Here is a 16,915-nt window from a genome sequence, read left to right as displayed (position 1 = left end):
CCCTGCCGGACACGACCGCCCCCGGCCTCCGTGGCCGGGGCGGTCCCGTTTCTCACGGCCCGTCTCTCACCGCGCCAGGATCCGCTCGATGACGGCGGCGACGCCGTCCTCGGTGTTGGCGCCCGTGCGGTGGGTGGTCGCGGCCAGCACGTCCGGGTGGGCGTTGGCCATCGCGTACGAGGAGCCCGCCCAGGTCAGCATCTCCAGGTCGTTGGGCATGTCCCCGAACGCCACGACCTCCTCCGCGGCGATGCCGCGCTCGGCGCAGCACCAGGCCAGGGTGGACGCCTTGCTGACCCCGAGACCGCTGACCTCCAGCAGGGCGGACGGGCTGGAGCGGGTGAAGTCGCCGTGCTCGCCCGCGACCGTGCGGGCCAGCCGGAGGAAGCCGTCGGGCGCCAGCTCCTTGTGATGCGCGAGCAGCTTGAGAACCGGGGTGTCGGCGTGCGGGAAGCCGTCGTCGAGCAGCTTCTCGGCGGGGGCGATGACCGCGCCCGGGTCGAGGTGGAAGGGCGGGTACTCCGGCTCGTAGAAGATGCCGCCGCTGCGCTCGACCGCGAAGGACGTGCCGGGAGCGGCCCGGCGCAGCGCCTCCACGACGGCCAGCGCCCGGTCGGCGGCCAGCGGGCGGACCTCGACCAGCAGCCCGCCCTGGTGGAGGTCGACCACGGCGGCGCCGTTCGCGCAGATCGCCAGGCCGTGTCCGTGCACATGGGCGCTGACCACGTCCATCCAGCGGGACGGGCGGCCGGTGACGAAGAACACCTCGATGCCCGCCCGCTCGGCCGCCGCCAGGGCCGCGACCGTGCGGGCCGAGACCGTTTTGTCGTCCCGCAGCAGAGTGCCGTCGAGGTCGGTGGCGATCAGCCGGGGGCGGGGCGTGGCGGAGGCGGAACGGCCAGGGGCCGGGTTCTCGGGCTGCTCGATCGCTGGAGTCACGGCAACCATCCTCCCGCATGGGCCGCTCACCGGTGCGGGGCGCTCGGCCGGCGCCCGTACCCTCAGGCCCTGTCCGGCGGCCGGGCCGTGCGCCACTGTCACAGGCACCGCTTAGGCTCGACGGCATGCGAGTGAGCACCGTGATCCTGCCCGTCCACCGCTGGGCCGACGGCGGCAGGGAGCTATGGCAGCGCGCCGAGGAGCTGGGTTTCCACGCGGCGTACACCTACGACCACCTGTCCTGGCGCAGCTTTCGCGACGGGCCCTGGTTCGGGGCGGTGCCGACGCTGACGGCGGCCGCCGCGGCGACCTCCCGGCTGCGGCTGGGCACCCTGGTCACCTCGCCCAATTTCCGGCACCCGGTGACGCTCGCGAAGGAGCTGATCTCGCTGGACGACATCTCCGGCGGGCGGGTCACGCTCGGCATCGGCGCGGGCGGCTCCGGCTTCGACGCGACGGCGCTGCTGCGCGGCGCGGAGGAGGCGTGGACGGCGCGGGAGCGGGCGGACCGGTTCGGCGAGTTCGTCGAGCTGCTCGACCGGCTGCTGACGCACGACGTGGTCAGTTACGAGGGCGAGCACTACAGCGCGCGCGAGGTGCGCAACATCCCCGGCTGTGCGCAGCGCCCCCGGCTGCCGTTCGCCGTCGCGGCCACCGGCCCGCGCGGGATGCGGCTCGCCGCGCGGCACGGGCAGGCGTGGGTGACCACGGGCGATCCGAAGCTCTTCGAGACGGGGACGCCCGCGGATTCGCTGGCCGCCATCGGCCGCCAGATCGAGCGGCTGGGCAAGGCCTGCGCCGACGCCGGGCGGGACGCGGACGGGCCGGACAGGATCCTGCTCACCGGCTTCACCCCGGACGGGACCCGTCCGCTCAGCTCGGTCGACGCCTTCGTCGACTTCGCGGGCGAGCACGCGCGGCTGGGCATCGACGAGATCGTGCTGCACTGGCCGATCGCCGACTCGGTCTTCGCCGCCGACCCCGGGGTCTTCGAGAAGATCGCCACGGAGGGCGCGGAGCGGGTCGCCGCGTTCTGAATCCTTTATGCCGCGAAAACCCGGATAAGGAGCAGAATCGGGTAGAGAGGCTCCCGCTGCCGCAGTGACTGTGGAGGCACCCCATGCCGCATACCCGCTATGCCCCCGACCGTGGGCTGACCACCCGCATGGTCATCACCATGTTCTTCATCGGCCTGCTCTACGTGGTCTTCGTCGGTGTGCTGATCGCGCTGCTGCGCGGTGCCTGGCCGCTGATCCTGCTCATCGCGGGCGGCCTGTTCATCGCGCAGTTCTGGTTCAGCGACCGCATCGCGGCCTTCAGCATGGGCGCCCGGGAGGTCACCCCGCAGCAGGCGCCCGAGCTGCACGGCGCGGTGGACCGGCTGTGCGCGCTGGCCGACATGCCGAAGCCGCGGGTGGCGATCGCCGACACCGACGTGCCGAACGCGTTCGCGACCGGCCGCAGCCAGAAGAACGCGCTGGTGTGCGCGACGACAGGGCTGCTGCGGCGGCTGGAGCCGGACGAGCTGGAAGGCGTCCTCGCCCATGAGCTGTCCCATGTCGCGCACCGCGATGTGGCGGTGATGACCATCGCCTCGTTCCTCGGCGTGCTGGCGGGCATCATGACCCGGGCCGCCCTGTGGGGCGGGCTGTCCCGCAGCAGCCGCAACAACAACGTGGGCATCGCGGTCCTGCTGATCCCGCTGGTCAGCGCCGTGGTCTACACGATCAGCTTTCTGCTGACCCGGCTGCTGTCCCGCTACCGCGAGCTGTCCGCCGACCGGGCCGGTGCCCTCCTGACCGGCCGTCCCTCGGCGCTCGCCGCCGCCCTCACCAAGGTGACCGGGCAGATGGCCCGCATCCCGACCCGCGATCTGCGCAAGGCCGAGCCGTTCAACGCCTTCTTCTTCGCCCCGGCGCTCTCCGGGGAGAGCCTCAGCCGGCTGCTGTCCTCGCACCCGACGCTGGAGCAGCGGCTCGGGCAGCTCGGGCGCATCGCCGCCCAGCTGGGCCGGCCGGGGAGGAGCTGAGGGCGGATGGGACTCCTCGACATCATCCTCGGCCGCAGCAAGCCCGTACGGCCCGACCTCGACCAGCTCTTCGGGCTGCCGTCGGCCGCGGTCACCCTGGAGGCGGGGGCCGGGTTCACCCCGACGGGGCTCGGGTCGGTCTGCTTCGCCAGCGTCGAGGGCGGCGCCTTCGGCCGGCTCCAGCGGGACGTCACGGAACTGCTGGACGCGGACACCGACCGGGGCGGAGTGCCCGTGGAGTTCAGCCAGGACGGATTCGGCTACACGTGGCTGCTGGCCCGGCAGCCGCCGGACGATGTGGCGTCCCTGGTGAACGACCTGCACGCGGTCAACACGCTGCTCCAGGACGGGGGGTTCGGCCCGCAGCTGTTGTGTTCGCTGCTCGGGTTCCACGAGGCGGCGGGGCGTTCGCTCGCGCTCGTCTATCTGTACAAGCGCGGTACGTTCTACCCCTTCGCACCGCTCCCGGGCGCCGCCGAGAAGCGGGACAACGCGCTGGAACTCCAGGTGCGGGCGCTGCTCGGGGACGATCTGCGGATCGAGCAGGACCTGAGCCGCTGGTTCCCGGTATGGGGCGCGCCCGGGCTGCACACCTGACGCCCGCGCTCAGCTGGTCCGCATGCGCGGTTTCACGCGGTTTCACGTGAAACATCGCCGGGAAAGCGCAGAAACCCGGGCGGGACCCGGCCGACGAGCCATACCCCGTTGTCACTGACCCGGAAGACATGGCCCGCGCGGGACATGGCCCCCGCGTCGACCGTCAGCACGACCGGCTTCCCGCGCCGCGCCCCCACCCGGACCGCCGTCTCCCGGTCCGGCGACAGGTGCACCGCATGGCGGGCCATGGGCCGCAGCCCCTCGGCCCGGATCGCGGCGACGCTGCGGCTCACGGTGCCGTGGAAGAGGTACGCGGGCGGCTCGGCGGCCGCCAGGCCGAGGTCCACCTCGACGGTGTGGCCCTGGTTGGCCCGGACGCGGGTGCCCTCGATGGTGTAGCGCCGCTTGTCGTTGGCGGCGACGACGTGCTCCAACTCGGCGCGGGTGAAGGGGAAGCCGTGTGCGGCGGCAGCCGCGAGGAGGGCGTCGGTCTCCACCCAGCCCTGCGGGTCGAGGGTGATCCCGATCCGCCGGGGGTCATGCCGGAGGTGTCTCGCGAGGTACTTGGAGATCCTCACGGCTCGTTTCTCGTTCATCACTCCAGGGTGACTCCGGCAGCGGGCCCACGGCACGGGCTTTTTCGTGCAGGCCGGGGCGACCCCCTCCCGGAGGCCCCCTCCCCCTACGGGCGTGTCAGACCCGAGGAGTAGGGAAATCCAGCCGTCAAGGGTGACGTGGACTGTGGCTCACCCCACTACCGTCGAACACGTGACTGTGATCGCCACCGAAAGCCTGAGCAAGCGGTTCCCCAGGGTCACCGCGCTCGACCGGCTGTCCGTCGACATCACACCGGGCGTCACCGGCCTGGTGGGTGCCAACGGTGCCGGCAAGTCGACCCTGATCAAGATCCTGCTCGGGCTGTCCCCCGCCAGCGAGGGCCGGGCCGCCGTCCTCGGCCTCGACGTGGCCACCGAGGGCAGCGCCATCCGCGAGAACGTGGGCTACATGCCCGAGCACGACTGCCTGCCGCCCGATGTGTCGGCCACGGAGTTCGTCGTCCACATGGCGCGCATGTCGGGGCTGCCGCCGTCCGCCGCCCGCGAGCGCACCGCCGACACGCTGCGCCATGTCGGGCTGTACGAGGAGCGATATCGCCCCATCGGCGGCTACTCGACCGGTATGAAGCAGCGCGTCAAGCTCGCCCAGGCGCTGGTGCACGACCCGAAGCTGGTCCTGCTGGACGAGCCGACGAACGGCCTCGACCCGGTCGGCCGCGACGACATGCTCGGCCTGATCCGCCGCATCCACACCGACTTCGGCATCTCGGTCCTGGTCACCTCGCATCTGCTCGGTGAACTGGAGCGCACCTGCGACCACGTGGTGGTCATCGACGGCGGCAAGCTGCTGCGCTCCAGCTCCACCAGCGACTTCACCCAGGTGACGGCCTCCCTCGCGGTCGAGGTCACCGACACCGACGAGCACCCGGACGGCACCGCCGCGCTGCGCGCCGCCCTCGGCCGGGCCGGGCTCACCGCCTCGCCCGCGCGGCGCGGCGCGGACGGGGTGCCCGCCTCCGACCACCTGCTGCTCGTGGACGTCGCGGGCGAGGAGACGTACGACACGGTCCGGGACGCCATCGCCGGCCTCGGTCTCGGCCTGGTGCGCATGGAACAGCGCCGTCACCGCATCGCGGAGATCTTCAGCTCCGACAGCTCCGACAGCGAAGACGACGGCGCCGACAACGGTGCCGGCACAGGAAACGGAGGTGCCGTCGATGCCGTCTGAGGCCGTGCCCCAGCAGCGCGCCGACGTCATTCACAACATCGGCTACCGCCACTACGAGGGCCCCCGGCTCGGCCGCGCCTACGCCCGCCGCTCGCTCTTCGCGCAGAGCCTGCGCGGCGCCTACGGCCTCGGCCGCTCCGCGAAGTCCAAGGTCGCGCCGATGCTGCTGTTCGCCGTGATGTGCGTGCCCGCCGCGATCATCGTCTCGGTGGCCATCGCCACCGACCTCAAGAAGCTCCCGGTCGAGTACACCCGTTACGCGGTCATGCTCCAGGCGGTCATCGGCCTCTACATCGCCGCCCAGGCGCCCCAGGCCGTCTCCCGCGATCTGCGCTTCAAGACGATTCCGCTCTACTTCTCGCGCCCCATCGAGACGGCGGACTACGTGGTGGCCAAGTTCGGCGCGATGGCCTCCGCCCTCTTTCTGCTCACCGCCTCGCCCCTGGCGATCCTGTACGCCGGGGCCCTGCTCGCCAAGCTCGACTTCGCCGACCAGACGAAGGGCTTCGCGCAAGGACTGGTCTCCGTGGGTCTGCTCTCGCTCCTCTTCGCCGGCATCAGCCTGGTCATCGCCGCGGCCACCCCTCGGCGCGGCTTCGGCGTCGCCGCCGTCATCGCCGTCCTGACCATCTCCTACGGCGCGGTGTCCACCGTCCAGGCCATCGCGTTCGCCCAGGACGCCACCGGCGCGGTGCGCTGGCTCGGGCTGTTCTCGCCGATCACGATCATCGACGGGGTGCAGACGGCGTTCCTCGGCGCCAGTTCCTCGTTCCCCGGCGGCTTCGGCCCGGGTGCCGGGCCCGGCGCCGTCTACGTCCTCGTCCTCCTCGGCCTGATCGCCGGCTCGTTCGGGCTGCTGCTGCGCCGCTACCGAAAGGTCGGGCTGTGACCACGATCGCCATCGACAACGTCTCGCGCTGGTTCGGGAACGTCGTGGCCGTCAACGACGTGACCATGACCATCGGCCCCGGGGTCACCGGGCTCCTCGGTCCCAACGGCGCGGGGAAGTCCACCCTCATCAACATGATGGGCGGCTTCCTGGCCCCCTCCACCGGGAGCGTCACCCTCGACGGCGCCGCGATCTGGCGCAACGAGCAGGCATACCGCCACATCGGCATCGTGCCCGAGCGCGAGGGGATGTACGACTTCCTCACCGGCCGCGAGTTCGTCATCGCCAACGCCGAACTGCACGGGCTGCCCGACCCCCGCGCCGCCGCCCGCAAGGCCCTCGACACCGTCGAGATGGACTACGCCGGGGCGCGCAAGATCTCCACGTACAGCAAGGGCATGCGCCAGCGCGTGAAGATGGCCTCCGCCCTGGTCCACGAGCCGTCGGTGCTGCTCCTCGACGAGCCGTTCAACGGCATGGACCCGCGCCAGCGGATGCAGCTGATGGAGCTGCTGCGGCGGATGGGCGCGGAGGGCCGCACCGTGCTGTTCTCCTCGCACATCCTGGAGGAGGTCGAGCAACTGGCCGCGCACATCGAGGTGATCGTCGCGGGACGCCACGCCGCCTCCGGCGACTTCCGCAAGATCCGCCGGCTGATGACGGACCGTCCGCACCGCTATCTCGTACGGTCCAGCGACGACCGCGCGCTCGCCGCCGCCCTCATCGCCGACCCGTCGACCACCGGGATCCAGGTGGACGCGAGCGACGGCGCCGACGGCGGACTGCACATCCAGGCCGTCGACTTCACCCGCTTCACCGAACTGCTGCCCCGCGTCGCCCGTGAACAGGGCATCCGGCTCCTCACGGTCTCGCCCTCCGACGAGTCCCTGGAGAGCGTGTTCTCCTACCTCGTCGCGGCCTGAAAGGAGCCCCTGCGATGCCCGCGCTCTACCATCCCACCGTCGCCCGGCTCACCTACCGAGCCCTGCTCGGCCGCCGCCGCGCGATGATCCTCTTCCTGCTGCCCGCGCTGCTGGTGGTCATCTCGCTCGCCGTCCGCATGCTGACCGGCGTCGACGACTCCACCGCCAACTCGCTCCTGGGCGGTTTCGCGATCGCCACCATGGTCCCGCTGATCGGCGTGATCGCCGGGACCGGGGCGATCGGCCCGGAGATCGACGACGGCTCGGTCATCTATCTGCTGGCCAAGCCGGTGAAGCGGCCCACGATCATCGTCACCAAGCTGATCGTCGCGATCGGCGTCACGGTCGTCTTCTCGGCCGTGCCCACGCTGATGGCGGGCTTCATCCTCAACGGCAACGGGCACAACATGGCGGTCGGCTACGCCGTGGCCGCGGCCGTGGCGTCCGTCGCCTACAGCGCCATCTTCCTGCTGCTGGGCACCATCACCCGGCACGCGGTCGTGTTCGGCCTGGTCTACGCCCTGGTCTGGGAGGCCTTCTTCGGCAGCCTGGTGGCGGGCGCCAAGACCCTCAGCGTCCAGCAGTGGTCGCTGGCGATCGCCCAGAAGGTCACGGACGAGGCGGTCACCTCGGACGTGGGCCTCACGACCGGCGTCATCCTGCTGATCGCGGTGACCGGCGCCGCCACCTGGTACGCGGGGCAGAAGATGCGCTCCCTGACCCTCGCGGGCGAGGAGTGAGCGTCATCAAGGCTCCTACGGCCGCCAGCGGTTGACGAAGCGGCCGGTCTCCCCCCCCGTGGCGGCGGTCGTCGTGACGACCGCCGCCACCGTGTGTCCGGGGGCGGCGTTGGCCCGGTCGAGGGCGGAGGCCATAGTGACGATCCACGGCGCCCGCAGCATCCGCCGCCACTGACAGTGAGCGTGGCGGCCGGAGTTGTCGGTTTCCCCTCCGCCGCCTGCGGATGAGCTGTGAACGCGCGGAAGGGGCGGGGTGCGCCTTCAGGTATTCAGGCCCTCATGCTTTCAGGACGCGATCTTGCAGTCGCGCCCCGCACCCAGCCCCAGCAGCGCCAGCGCCGCGCACACCGCGAGCATCAGCGTGATCGGCAGCGTCCAGCCGCCGGTGGCCTGGTGCACCGCGCCGAGCGCCAGCGGGCCCGCGGCGGCCAGCAGATAACCCCAGGTCTGTGCCATCCCCGACAGCCGCGCCGAGGTGTGGGCATCCCCGGTCCGCAGCACCATCATGGTCAGCGCGAGCCCCACCGTGCCGCCCTGCCCCACGCCGATCAGTGCCGCCCACGCCCAGGCCCCGGTCACCGGGGCCACCAGCAGCCCGGCGATCCCGGACGCCATCAGCCCGGCCACCACGACCGCCAGCAGCCGCTGCGCGCGCATCCGCCCGGCCAGCAGCGGCACCACGAACGAACCGGCCATCTGCACCAGCGTGCTGAAGGCGAAGACCAGACCGGCGGTGGCCTTGTCCATGCCGTGGTCGGTGAGGATCGTCGGCATCCAGGCGATGGTGACGTACGCGATCAGCGACTGCAGCCCCATGAACAGCGTCACCTGCCAGGCCAGCGGCGAACGGGACAGCGCCCGGCCGTCCCCCTTGCCGTCCCTGTTGGGGGCTGGCGTCGCCGCGGCCCGGCCGTGGTGCGTACCGCGCCGGGCGAGCACCGCCTGCGGGAGCCACAGCAGCGCCGCGACCGCGGCCAGCAGCGACCAGGAGGCGAGCGAGCCGCGCCAGCCGCCGAGCGCGTCCTCCAGCGGGACGGCGGCCGCGGCGGAAGCGGTCGCTCCGGCGATCATCGAGGTCGTGTAGAGGGCGGTCATCGGCGCCGCCCGGTCCGGGAAGTCCCGCTTGATCAGGCCCGGCATCAGCACGTTGAGCAGCGCGATCCCGCTGCCGACCAGGGCGCACCCGGCGAACAGCGCGACCAGCGGCGGCGCGACGCGCAGCAGGACCCCGCCGCCCAGCAGCACCAGCGCCGCCAGCAGCACCGTCTCGGTGCCCCAGCGCCGGGCCAGCCGTGGCGCGAGCGGCGAGGCCAGCCCCATGAAGACCAGCGGGATCGTGGTCACCAGACTGCCCGTGGTCGCGCTCAGCCCGAAGTCGCCGCTGATCTCGCCGAGCAGCGGGGAGACCCCGGCGAGCGAGGCGCGCATGTTGAGCGACGCCAGCACGATGCCGACCAGGACGAGCGCCGGGTGGGCGCGCGGCGTCCGCCGGGCGGCGGTCACCTCCGGGGTCGGCCGCAGATCCGTCTCGGCGTCGACGAGCGGCGGCCCGGCCTCGGCCTCGGGGGCGGGGGTGTGCGGGCGTGACAAGGGACAGCTCCGTTCCGTGGTGGTGGGGTGGGGGGTGGGGGTGGCTCAGTTGGCCGCGAGCAACGTCTCGACGGCGAGCTTCGGCGTCTCCAGCAGGGCCCGGGCCGCGTTCTCGGCCGCCGTCGGGTCGCCCGACGCGATGGCGTCGATGAGCGCGTGGTGGTCGCCGGGCGCGATGCGCGGCATCTCGCGGTCGCCCAGCGACGCCACCAGCGCCTCGCGCACCGAGCTGCTGAACCAGCCGTACGTGGCGCTCAGCGCTGCGTTGTGCGCGGCATCGACCACGGCGGTGTGGAACGCGACGTCATGCGTCGCGTACAGCTCATGGCTGCCGGACTCCGGCTGCCCCTCGGCGTCCTCGAAGGCCGCCTGCGAGGCCAGCGCCGCGCGCATCCGCTCCAGATCAGCGGGGTGATGCCGGAGCGCGGCGAGCCGGGCGCCCTCGGCCTCCAGCGCGATGCGCAGCTCCAGCACGTCCCGGATCCCGGCGCGCCGCACGTCCCGCATGACCTCGGCCGGGTCGGTGGTGGAGACCACGAAGGTGCCCTCGCCCTGCCTGGACTGCAGCATCCCGGCGTGCACGAGGACCCGAACCGCCTCACGGACCGTGTTCCGGCCGACCTGGAGCTGCTCGGCGAGCGCGTGCTCGGTCGGCACGCGATCGCCGACCCGCCACTCGCCCCCGGTGAGCTGCGCGCGCAGCTGCTCCACGACGGTGTCGACGAGCGACTGCCGCCCGGCGGCACGCAAGGCCATGGCCTGTGACTCCCTCGATTCAACCGGTTGCCCAGTCATCCTACAACCTAGATGCCTATGCCACCTAAATTGCTCGGTGGGCCGGACGGACGCCGACCCACCGAGCAGGCGGTGGCTACCGTCGGCGCCGTCCCTTGCCCCGGACCGCACGCCCCGGCTCCGCCGCGGCCTTGAGCCGGGCGACGTCCCGGCGGACTTCCTTCATGTCCTCGCCGAGGTCGCAGAGCCGCTCGCTCATGGCGCAGATCACCCGCCCGTGCGCGTCGAGCCGCTGATCCATGCCGTCCAGCCGGGCCGACATCCGGGCCAGCCACGGGGTCAGCTCCCGTAGCGCGGAGCCGACGTCGGACAGCCGCGATTCGACGGCGTCGAGCCGGGTACCGATCGGCCCCTCCAGCAGGCGCTCGGTCAGGATCTGTTCGAGCGGAACCCGCCCGGCGCCGGATTCCTGCCCCGCCCGGGCGTGCTCCTCGACGTCGAGCAGATACATCCGTACCCGCCTGGCGATATCGCTGTCGCGCAGCAGCATGGCGATGTTGAGCACCGCGCGACGGGGGTAGAGGGCGAGGTGAGCGCGGCCCTGTGGATAACTCGAATCTGAAAGGTCCAAGTTGGACCTTTCAAAGACTTGCAGGTCAGAGCCCCGGAGTGTGTGCATCCCGTTGCTGTGGAACTCCTCCCGGTGTCGCTTGGCCAGGCTCTTGATAGCTTCTTCCCCAACCTCGAAGTAAGCCGCGACGATTCGTGTGGTGACGTGGACCCCGTCGGGGAGCATGGCGAGGATCTTGACCTTGTCGAGGACGTCGGTCCGTTCGATCACGCTGTCGCGCAGGGCGCGCGACTCCAGCAGTGCGGTCTCGGGTGGCATGGCTGTGCCTTCCGGTGTGGATACGGGTGATGTTGAGCCCCACTAGCCAGGGACCAATGGCCGCCCGTATCCAGGGACCAGGAGCGGAGGCTGCCATACCTCTTTCGGACCCAACCGCCGTGCCATCCGGCGATCCGTCGCCCGTCCGAAGCTCGAACTCGCGTTGCCTCCGCGCATAACGCGTAGCTAGAACAACGATCCGACTGTCGGAGGGTTACGCGACTCCGCCGGGTTGACGCTCACGCCGCGACCGGCTCCGTCGGGGACGGTTCGGGCTGCGGTCCCCGCGCCGGGGGCTTCGGGCGGCCGCGGACGACGGCGAGGACGAGGAGGCCCGCGGCCAGGGCCGTGATGCCGGAGATCACGCAGATCCGGTCGAGGCCGGAGGCGAACGACTCGTGCACCAGGGTGCGGGCCGCGGTCGCGTGGTCCGGTGGGGCGGCGGCGATGACGGCGTCGGCGTGGCCGCCGGTGATCGCGTCGGCCGCCTGGCCGGAGGCCCGGGGCGGGACGGTGCCGCTGTCGGTGACCACGTCCCGTACCCGGGAGGAGAAGACCGTGCCCAGGACCGCGATGCCGAGCGCGTATCCCAGCTGGCGGAAGGTGTTCACCGCGCCGCTGGCCATGCCCGCCCGCTCCGGCGGGGCGGCGCCGAGGGCCGCCTGCACCAGGACGGGCATGGCGAGGCCGATGCCGAGACCCGCCAGCGCCAGGCCCGGGGCGAAGGCCGTCCAGTCCGAAGAGGCGTCCACGAGCGTGGCGTTGACGAGCGCGCCCGCGCCCACCAGCAGCAGCCCGCCGCCGAGCGTGCGCCCCGGCGCGACCTTCTCCAGCAGGCGCCCGCCCACCGCGCCGACGATCAGCGAGACCGCCGCCATCGGTGTCACCGCGAGCCCCGCCCGTACCGGGCTCATGCCGAGTACGGACTGCAGCCACAGCCCGGCGTAGGTGAGGTACGGGAAGGCCGCCGCCTGGAGCAGCAAGGCCGCCGCCATCAGCACCGCGAAGGACGGGCGGCGCAGCAGCCGCAGGTCGAGCAGGGGCTGCCGGGCCCGGCGCTCCACCGCGGTGAAGACGATCAGTGCGAGCGCGGCACCGGTCAGGGCGACGACCGCTCCGGTGTCGGACCAGCCCTCCTCGCCGCCCCGCATCAGCCCGTACGTCAACCCACCGGCGCACGCGGTGAAGAAGACGGCGCCCGGCCAGTCGATGCGCGCTCCGGGCGCGCCGCGCGATTCGCCGACCGTGCGGAGCGTGACCCAGACCGCGATGGCCGTCAGCGGCAGGTTGACCAGGAAGATGGCCCGCCAGTCGACGTACTCGGTGAGCACCCCGCCCAGCACCGGGCCGACCGCCGCGGCCGCCCCGCTCGTACCGCCCCACACCCCGAAGGCGACCCCGCGGGCGCGTCCGGAGTAGGTGGCCATCAGCAGCGGTGTGTTGGTGGCGAACATGGCCGCCGCCCCGGCGCCCTGGACCGCGCGGGCGGCGATCAGCACCCCGGCGTCGGGGGCGAGCCCGCAGGCCAGCGAGGAGAGCGCGAAGACGGCGAGGCCGAGCAGGTACAGCCGCCGCCGTCCGAAGAGGTCCGCCGCCGAACCGGCCACCATGAGCAGCGCGGCGAGCGCCAGCGCGTAGATGTCCATCACCCACTGGAGGGAGGTGAAGGACGCGTCCAGTCCGTGCGCCACCTGCGGCAGCGCGGTGTTCACGATGGTCACGTCTATCAGCAGCATGAAGTTGCCGAGTGTGATGGCGGCCAGCGGCCACCATGTGCTGCGCATGGGAAGTCTCCGAGAGGTGACAGGGGGCCCGGCCCGACGCCGCGGTCCCGTGGCCCATACGGTCGCCACCGCACCGGTCTCACCTCCAGCCGGGGCCCGGCCTGGTGGCGTTATCCGACACCGGCTAGCTTTGAGCGGTGAAATCCGACGCGCGCGGCGCGAACGACGCGTACGACGACCTGGACCGGGCGCTGGTGCACGCCCTCCAACTCGACGGCCGGGCCCCCTTCAGCCGCATCGCCGAGGTGCTGGGCGTCTCCGACCAGACCGTGGCGCGCCGCTACACCCGGCTGCGGACGACGGGGGCGATCCGGGTGCTGGGCCTGACCGACCCGGCGTCGGTCGGCGAGGTGTCGTGGCTGGTGCGGGTGCAGTGCCTGCCGGACGCCGCGCTGCCGGTCGCCGAGGCGCTGGCCCGCCGCGCCGACACCTCCTGGGTGCATGTGCTGTCCGACGGCACCGAGGTCGCCGCGACGACACGGGCGGCGTCCGGCCAGGACAGCGATGCGCTGCTGCTGCGCAAACTGCCCCATACGCCCCGGGTGGTGGGCGTGACCGCGCACTGTGTCCTGCATCAGTTCTTCGGCGGTGCGCTGGGTCTGGTGAACAAGTCCGGTGTGCTCGACCCCGATCAGGCGGCACGGCTCGCCGCGCCCGAGGCGGACCGCCCCGCGGGTTCCCCCGGGCCGCTGACCGCCGATGACCGGAAGCTGCTGGCGGTCCTCGCGCACGACGGGCGGGCGCCGCTGGCCGAACTCGCCGCCGCCACCGGCTGGTCGCAGTCGACGGTACGCCGTCGGCTCGCCGCCCTGCGCGCCGACGGCACGCTGTACTTCGACGTCGATCAGCGTCGGCGCATTTTCGGGAACGACATCACGACCGTGCTCTGGCTGTCGGTGCCGCCCTCCGACCTGGCCGCCACGGGGCAGGCGCTCGCCGACCACCCCGAGGTCGCGTTCGCATGCGCGACCACCGGGCCCAACAATCTGATGGCGACCGTGGTGTGCGAGGGCGTCTCCGCGCTGTACACCTATCTGACGACGCGGATCGCCGCGCTGCCCGCCGTACGGCACATGGAGACCTCCCCGATCCTCCGCCGGGTCAAGGGGCCGGGGCCGTTGCCCCCGGCACCGCTGAACCGGCCGTGAACTGGCCGTCCGTGTCACCCACTTGGAGGAACCTCCGAACCTCCGCTGGTTGAACTCTGTTCATCCATACGCCTGTCTAGATCTTGACGCTTGTCAGGAACCTGCCGGACTTTGGATGTGCGTCACCTCACACCGCTCCGTAACTCGTGCCTCATACGAGCGGTTTGAGCTGCCGTCAGCAGCCAACGGAGGGAACCCGAAATGCGTCGTCTCGCCACGAGTCTTGCCGCCACCGCCGTCACCGCGGCCGCCACCGTCGCCCTTGCCGCACCCGCCCAGGCCGTCCCCGCCGACAAGGCCCAGGTGCTCGCGAACTGGACCCAGACCAGCGTCGCCAGCTACAACACCTGGCTCGCGGCCCGCAACAACCAGGGCGCGTGGGCCGCGTACGCGTTCGACTGGTCCACCGACTACTGCAGCAGCTCGCCCGACAACCCTTTCGGCTTCCCCTTCCAGACCTCCTGCGCCCGCCACGACTTCGGCTACCGCAATCACAAGGCGCTCGGCATCTTCGACGCCAACAAGGCCCGTCTCGACAGCGCCTTCTACGAGGACCTCAAGCGGGTGTGCGCCGCCTACACCGGATCGAAGAAGTCCTCCTGCGACGGCACCGCGTGGACCTACTACCAGGCCGTGAAGAACCTGGGCTGAGCCGGACCCCGCACGACGACGGCGGGCGGCCCGCGAGGGGCCGCCCGCCGTACGCGCACATCCGCCGAGGGCTCAGCCGAGGAGCCGCTCCAGCACCACGGCGATGCCGTCGTCCTCGTTGGAGGCGGTGATCTCGTCGGCGACGGCCTTCAGTTCGTCGTGCGCGCCCGCCATCGCGACCCCGTGCTTCGCCCAGCCGAACATCGGGATGTCGTTGGGCATGTCGCCGAACGCGATGGTGTCCGTGGCCGTCACCTTCAGCCTGCGGGCGGCCAGCGAGAGGCCCGTGGCCTTGGTCAGCCCCAGCGGCAGCAGCTCCACCAGCCCCGCGCCCGCCATCGTCACCCCGACCAGACCCCCGGCGGCCGCCCGCGCGGCCTCCGCGAGCGCGTCGTCGCCCAGCTCGGCGTGCTGGATGTAGAGCTTGCTGATGGGCGCGGACCACACCTCGTCCGGGTCGCTGAAGGAGGTGACCGGCATCTCCCCGTGCCCCACCCGGTACCCCGGGCCGAACAGCACCTTGCCGTCGAGCCCGTCGCGGGCCGCGGCCAGCAGCAGCGGACCGGTCTCCGCCTCGATCTTCTCCAGTGCCAGCAGGGCCACCCGGCGGTCCAGCGTGACGGAGGTCAGCAGCCGGTGCTCGCCCGCGTGGTAGAGCTGCGCGCCCTGACCGCACACCGCGAGCCCCTCGTAGCCGAGGTCGTCCAGTATGCGCCGGGCCACCGGCACGGTGCGCCCGGTGACGATGATGTGGGCGGCGCCGGCCGCGGTGACCGCGGCGAGCGCGGCGCGGGTACGGGCCGAGACGGTGTGGTCGGAGCGCAGCAGGGTCCCGTCGAGATCCGTCGCGACCAGGCGGTACGGCAGGGTGCCGGCGCTCACCGGGCGACCGGTGCCAGGACCTCGCGCCCGCCCAGGAACGGCCGCAGCACCTCGGGCACCCGCACCGAGCCGTCGGCCTGCTGGTGGTTCTCCAGGATCGCGACGATGGTCCGGGTGACCGCGCACAGCGTGCCGTTCAGCGTCGCCAGCGGACGGACCTTCTTGCCCTCGCGCATCCGGATCGACAGCCGCCGCGACTGGAACTCGGTGGTGTTGGACGTCGAGGTCAGCTCGCGGTACTTCCCCTGGGTCGGGATCCACGCCTCGCAGTCGAACTTCCGCGTCGCGGACGAGCCCAGGTCACCCGAGGCCAGGTCGACCACCCGGAACGGCAGCTCCAGCGAGGTCAGCCACTGCTTCTCCCACTCCAGCAGCCGCTGGTGCTCGGCCTCGGCCTCCTCCGGCGTCGTGTAGACGAACATCTCGACCTTGTCGAACTGGTGCACCCGGAAGATGCCCCGGGTGTCCTTGCCGTGCGACCCGGCCTCACGGCGGAAGCAGGAGGAGAAGCCCGCGTAACGCCGCGGCAGCTGCTCCGCTTCCAGGATCTCGTCCATGTGGTACGCGGCCAGCGGGACCTCGGAGGTGCCGACCAGGTAGAGGTCGTCCTTGTCCAGGTGGTAGACGTCCTCCGCGGCCTGGCCCAGGAAGCCGGTGCCCTCCATGGCCTTCGGCTTGACCAGCGCCGGGGTGAGCACCGGGGTGAAGCCCGCCGCGGTGGCCTGTGCCATCGCCGCGTTCACCAGCGCGAGCTCCAGCAGCGCGCCGACGCCGGTGAGGTAGTAGAAGCGCGAGCCGGAGACCTTGGCGCCGCGCTCGGTGTCGATCGCGCCGAGCAGCTCGCCCAGCTCGAGGTGGTCCTTGGGGGTGATGCCCTCGGCCGCGAAGTCGCGCGGGGTGCCGACCGTCTCCAGGACGGTGAAGTCGTCCTCGCCGCCCGTGGGGACGTCCGGGTGGACCAGGTTGCCCAGTTGGCGCAGCAGGGTCTGGGTCTCCTCGGCCGCCGCGTCCTGCTCGGCGTCGGCCGCCTTGACGGCGGCGGACAGCTCGCCCGCCTTCTTCAGCAGCTCGGCCTTCTCGTCCCCGGACGCCTTGGGGATGAGCTTGCCGAGCCCCTTCTGTTCGGAGCGCAGCTCGTCGAAGCGGACACTGGAGGACCTGCGCCGTTCGTCGGCGGCCAGGAGCGCGTCGACGATGGCGACGTCTTCTCCACGGGCGCGCTGGGAGGCGCGCACACGGTCGGGGTCCTCACGGAGCAGGCGAAGGTCAATCACCCCCCCAGGTTACCGGTGTGACCTCGGGGACTCGACGCGATATTCCGGTGTGCCCCTTTT

17 protein-coding genes are annotated in these 16,915 nt (G+C 72.0%); 9 read left to right on the top strand and 8 right to left on the bottom strand.

Features of this window, described 5'->3' with window-relative positions; translation table 11 throughout:
• Positions 1–66: 66 nt before the first annotated feature.
• On the bottom strand, positions 67–948 hold the full coding sequence (locus ACH4SI_RS12645) for an HAD hydrolase family protein (RefSeq protein ID WP_398295689.1): 882 nt from the start codon (positions 946–948) through the stop codon (positions 67–69).
• 116 nt (positions 949–1,064) lie between these two features.
• On the opposite strand from ACH4SI_RS12645, the gene ACH4SI_RS12640 reads away from it, so the two are divergent.
• The 3 genes from ACH4SI_RS12640 to ACH4SI_RS12630 all read left to right on the top strand — a co-directional run bounded on the left by ACH4SI_RS12640 (position 1,065) and on the right by ACH4SI_RS12630 (position 3,565).
• Complete coding sequence (locus tag ACH4SI_RS12640) at positions 1,065–1,976, top strand: LLM class flavin-dependent oxidoreductase (RefSeq protein ID WP_398295688.1); 912 nt, start codon at positions 1,065–1,067, stop codon at positions 1,974–1,976.
• 83 nt (positions 1,977–2,059) lie between these two features.
• Positions 2,060–2,968, top strand: a complete 909-nt coding sequence (htpX, locus tag ACH4SI_RS12635) for a zinc metalloprotease HtpX (RefSeq protein WP_398295687.1) — start codon at positions 2,060–2,062, stop codon at positions 2,966–2,968.
• 6 nt (positions 2,969–2,974) lie between these two features.
• Entirely contained in the window at positions 2,975–3,565 is a 591-nt protein-coding gene (locus ACH4SI_RS12630; RefSeq protein ID WP_398295686.1) for a hypothetical protein, read from the top strand.
• A 32-nt stretch (positions 3,566–3,597) separates the two neighbouring features.
• Here the strand turns inward: ACH4SI_RS12630 and ACH4SI_RS12625 are convergent, their stop codons facing one another.
• The gene (locus tag ACH4SI_RS12625) at positions 3,598–4,161 is read right to left on the bottom strand and encodes an RNA 2'-phosphotransferase (RefSeq protein ID WP_398295685.1); all 564 of its coding nucleotides are present in this window, start codon (positions 4,159–4,161) and stop codon (positions 3,598–3,600) included.
• A gap of 145 nt (positions 4,162–4,306) precedes the next feature.
• On the opposite strand from ACH4SI_RS12625, the gene ACH4SI_RS12620 reads away from it, so the two are divergent.
• From ACH4SI_RS12620 to ACH4SI_RS12605, 4 genes are read left to right on the top strand one after another with little or no spacing between them, the layout of a single operon-like run.
• Positions 4,307–5,350, top strand: coding sequence for an ABC transporter ATP-binding protein (locus ACH4SI_RS12620; RefSeq protein ID WP_398295683.1), 1,044 nt, complete (start codon positions 4,307–4,309; stop codon positions 5,348–5,350).
• Positions 5,340–6,239, top strand: coding sequence for an ABC transporter permease subunit (locus ACH4SI_RS12615; RefSeq protein WP_398295682.1), 900 nt, complete (start codon positions 5,340–5,342; stop codon positions 6,237–6,239). Before ACH4SI_RS12620 ends, ACH4SI_RS12615 begins: the two co-directional genes overlap by 11 nt.
• Positions 6,236–7,162 (top strand): ABC transporter ATP-binding protein, encoded by a 927-nt coding sequence (locus tag ACH4SI_RS12610; RefSeq protein WP_398295681.1) that lies wholly within the window; start codon positions 6,236–6,238, stop codon positions 7,160–7,162. The genes ACH4SI_RS12615 and ACH4SI_RS12610 overlap by 4 nt, the downstream gene beginning before the upstream one ends.
• A gap of 14 nt (positions 7,163–7,176) precedes the next feature.
• A complete protein-coding gene (locus ACH4SI_RS12605) occupies positions 7,177–7,902 on the top strand; it encodes an ABC transporter permease subunit (RefSeq protein ID WP_398295680.1) in 726 nt (241 codons plus the stop codon).
• A 285-nt stretch (positions 7,903–8,187) separates the two neighbouring features.
• On the opposite strand, the gene ACH4SI_RS12600 is transcribed toward ACH4SI_RS12605, so the two are convergent.
• From ACH4SI_RS12600 to ACH4SI_RS12585, 4 genes are all read right to left on the bottom strand, one after another.
• Positions 8,188–9,492, bottom strand: a complete 1,305-nt coding sequence (locus ACH4SI_RS12600; protein WP_398295678.1) for a CynX/NimT family MFS transporter — start codon at positions 9,490–9,492, stop codon at positions 8,188–8,190.
• A 45-nt stretch (positions 9,493–9,537) separates the two neighbouring features.
• Positions 9,538–10,248: a FadR/GntR family transcriptional regulator gene (locus ACH4SI_RS12595; RefSeq protein WP_398295677.1), complete on the bottom strand. Its 711-nt coding sequence runs from the start codon at positions 10,246–10,248 to the stop codon at positions 9,538–9,540.
• A 115-nt stretch (positions 10,249–10,363) separates the two neighbouring features.
• Positions 10,364–11,116, bottom strand: coding sequence for a hypothetical protein (locus ACH4SI_RS12590; protein ID WP_398295676.1), 753 nt, complete (start codon positions 11,114–11,116; stop codon positions 10,364–10,366).
• 239 nt (positions 11,117–11,355) lie between these two features.
• A complete protein-coding gene (locus ACH4SI_RS12585) occupies positions 11,356–12,900 on the bottom strand; it encodes an MFS transporter (RefSeq protein WP_398295675.1) in 1,545 nt (514 codons plus the stop codon).
• A 137-nt stretch (positions 12,901–13,037) separates the two neighbouring features.
• Between ACH4SI_RS12585 and ACH4SI_RS12580 the strand changes: the two genes are divergently transcribed.
• Both ACH4SI_RS12580 and ACH4SI_RS12575 read left to right on the top strand, forming a co-directional pair.
• Entirely contained in the window at positions 13,038–14,048 is a 1,011-nt protein-coding gene (locus tag ACH4SI_RS12580; protein ID WP_398295674.1) for an Lrp/AsnC family transcriptional regulator, read from the top strand.
• Between the two features lie 201 nt (positions 14,049–14,249).
• Positions 14,250–14,699 (top strand): phospholipase, encoded by a 450-nt coding sequence (locus ACH4SI_RS12575; protein WP_398295672.1) that lies wholly within the window; start codon positions 14,250–14,252, stop codon positions 14,697–14,699.
• A 72-nt stretch (positions 14,700–14,771) separates the two neighbouring features.
• On the opposite strand, the gene ACH4SI_RS12570 is transcribed toward ACH4SI_RS12575, so the two are convergent.
• The gene (locus tag ACH4SI_RS12570) at positions 14,772–15,581 is read right to left on the bottom strand and encodes an HAD family hydrolase (protein WP_398295671.1); all 810 of its coding nucleotides are present in this window, start codon (positions 15,579–15,581) and stop codon (positions 14,772–14,774) included.
• Positions 15,578–16,855, bottom strand: coding sequence for a serine--tRNA ligase (serS, locus tag ACH4SI_RS12565; RefSeq protein ID WP_398295670.1), 1,278 nt, complete (start codon positions 16,853–16,855; stop codon positions 15,578–15,580). Before serS ends, ACH4SI_RS12570 begins: the two co-directional genes overlap by 4 nt.
• Between the last annotated feature and the right edge of the window lie 60 nt (positions 16,856–16,915).

It is taken from the genome of Streptomyces sp. NPDC021212 (genome assembly GCF_044332925.1).
Lineage (GTDB): Bacteria > Actinomycetota > Actinomycetes > Streptomycetales > Streptomycetaceae > Streptomyces.
The sequence above is the reverse complement of the archived record's forward strand: the minus strand, read 5'-3'. Positions and strand labels throughout refer to the sequence as shown.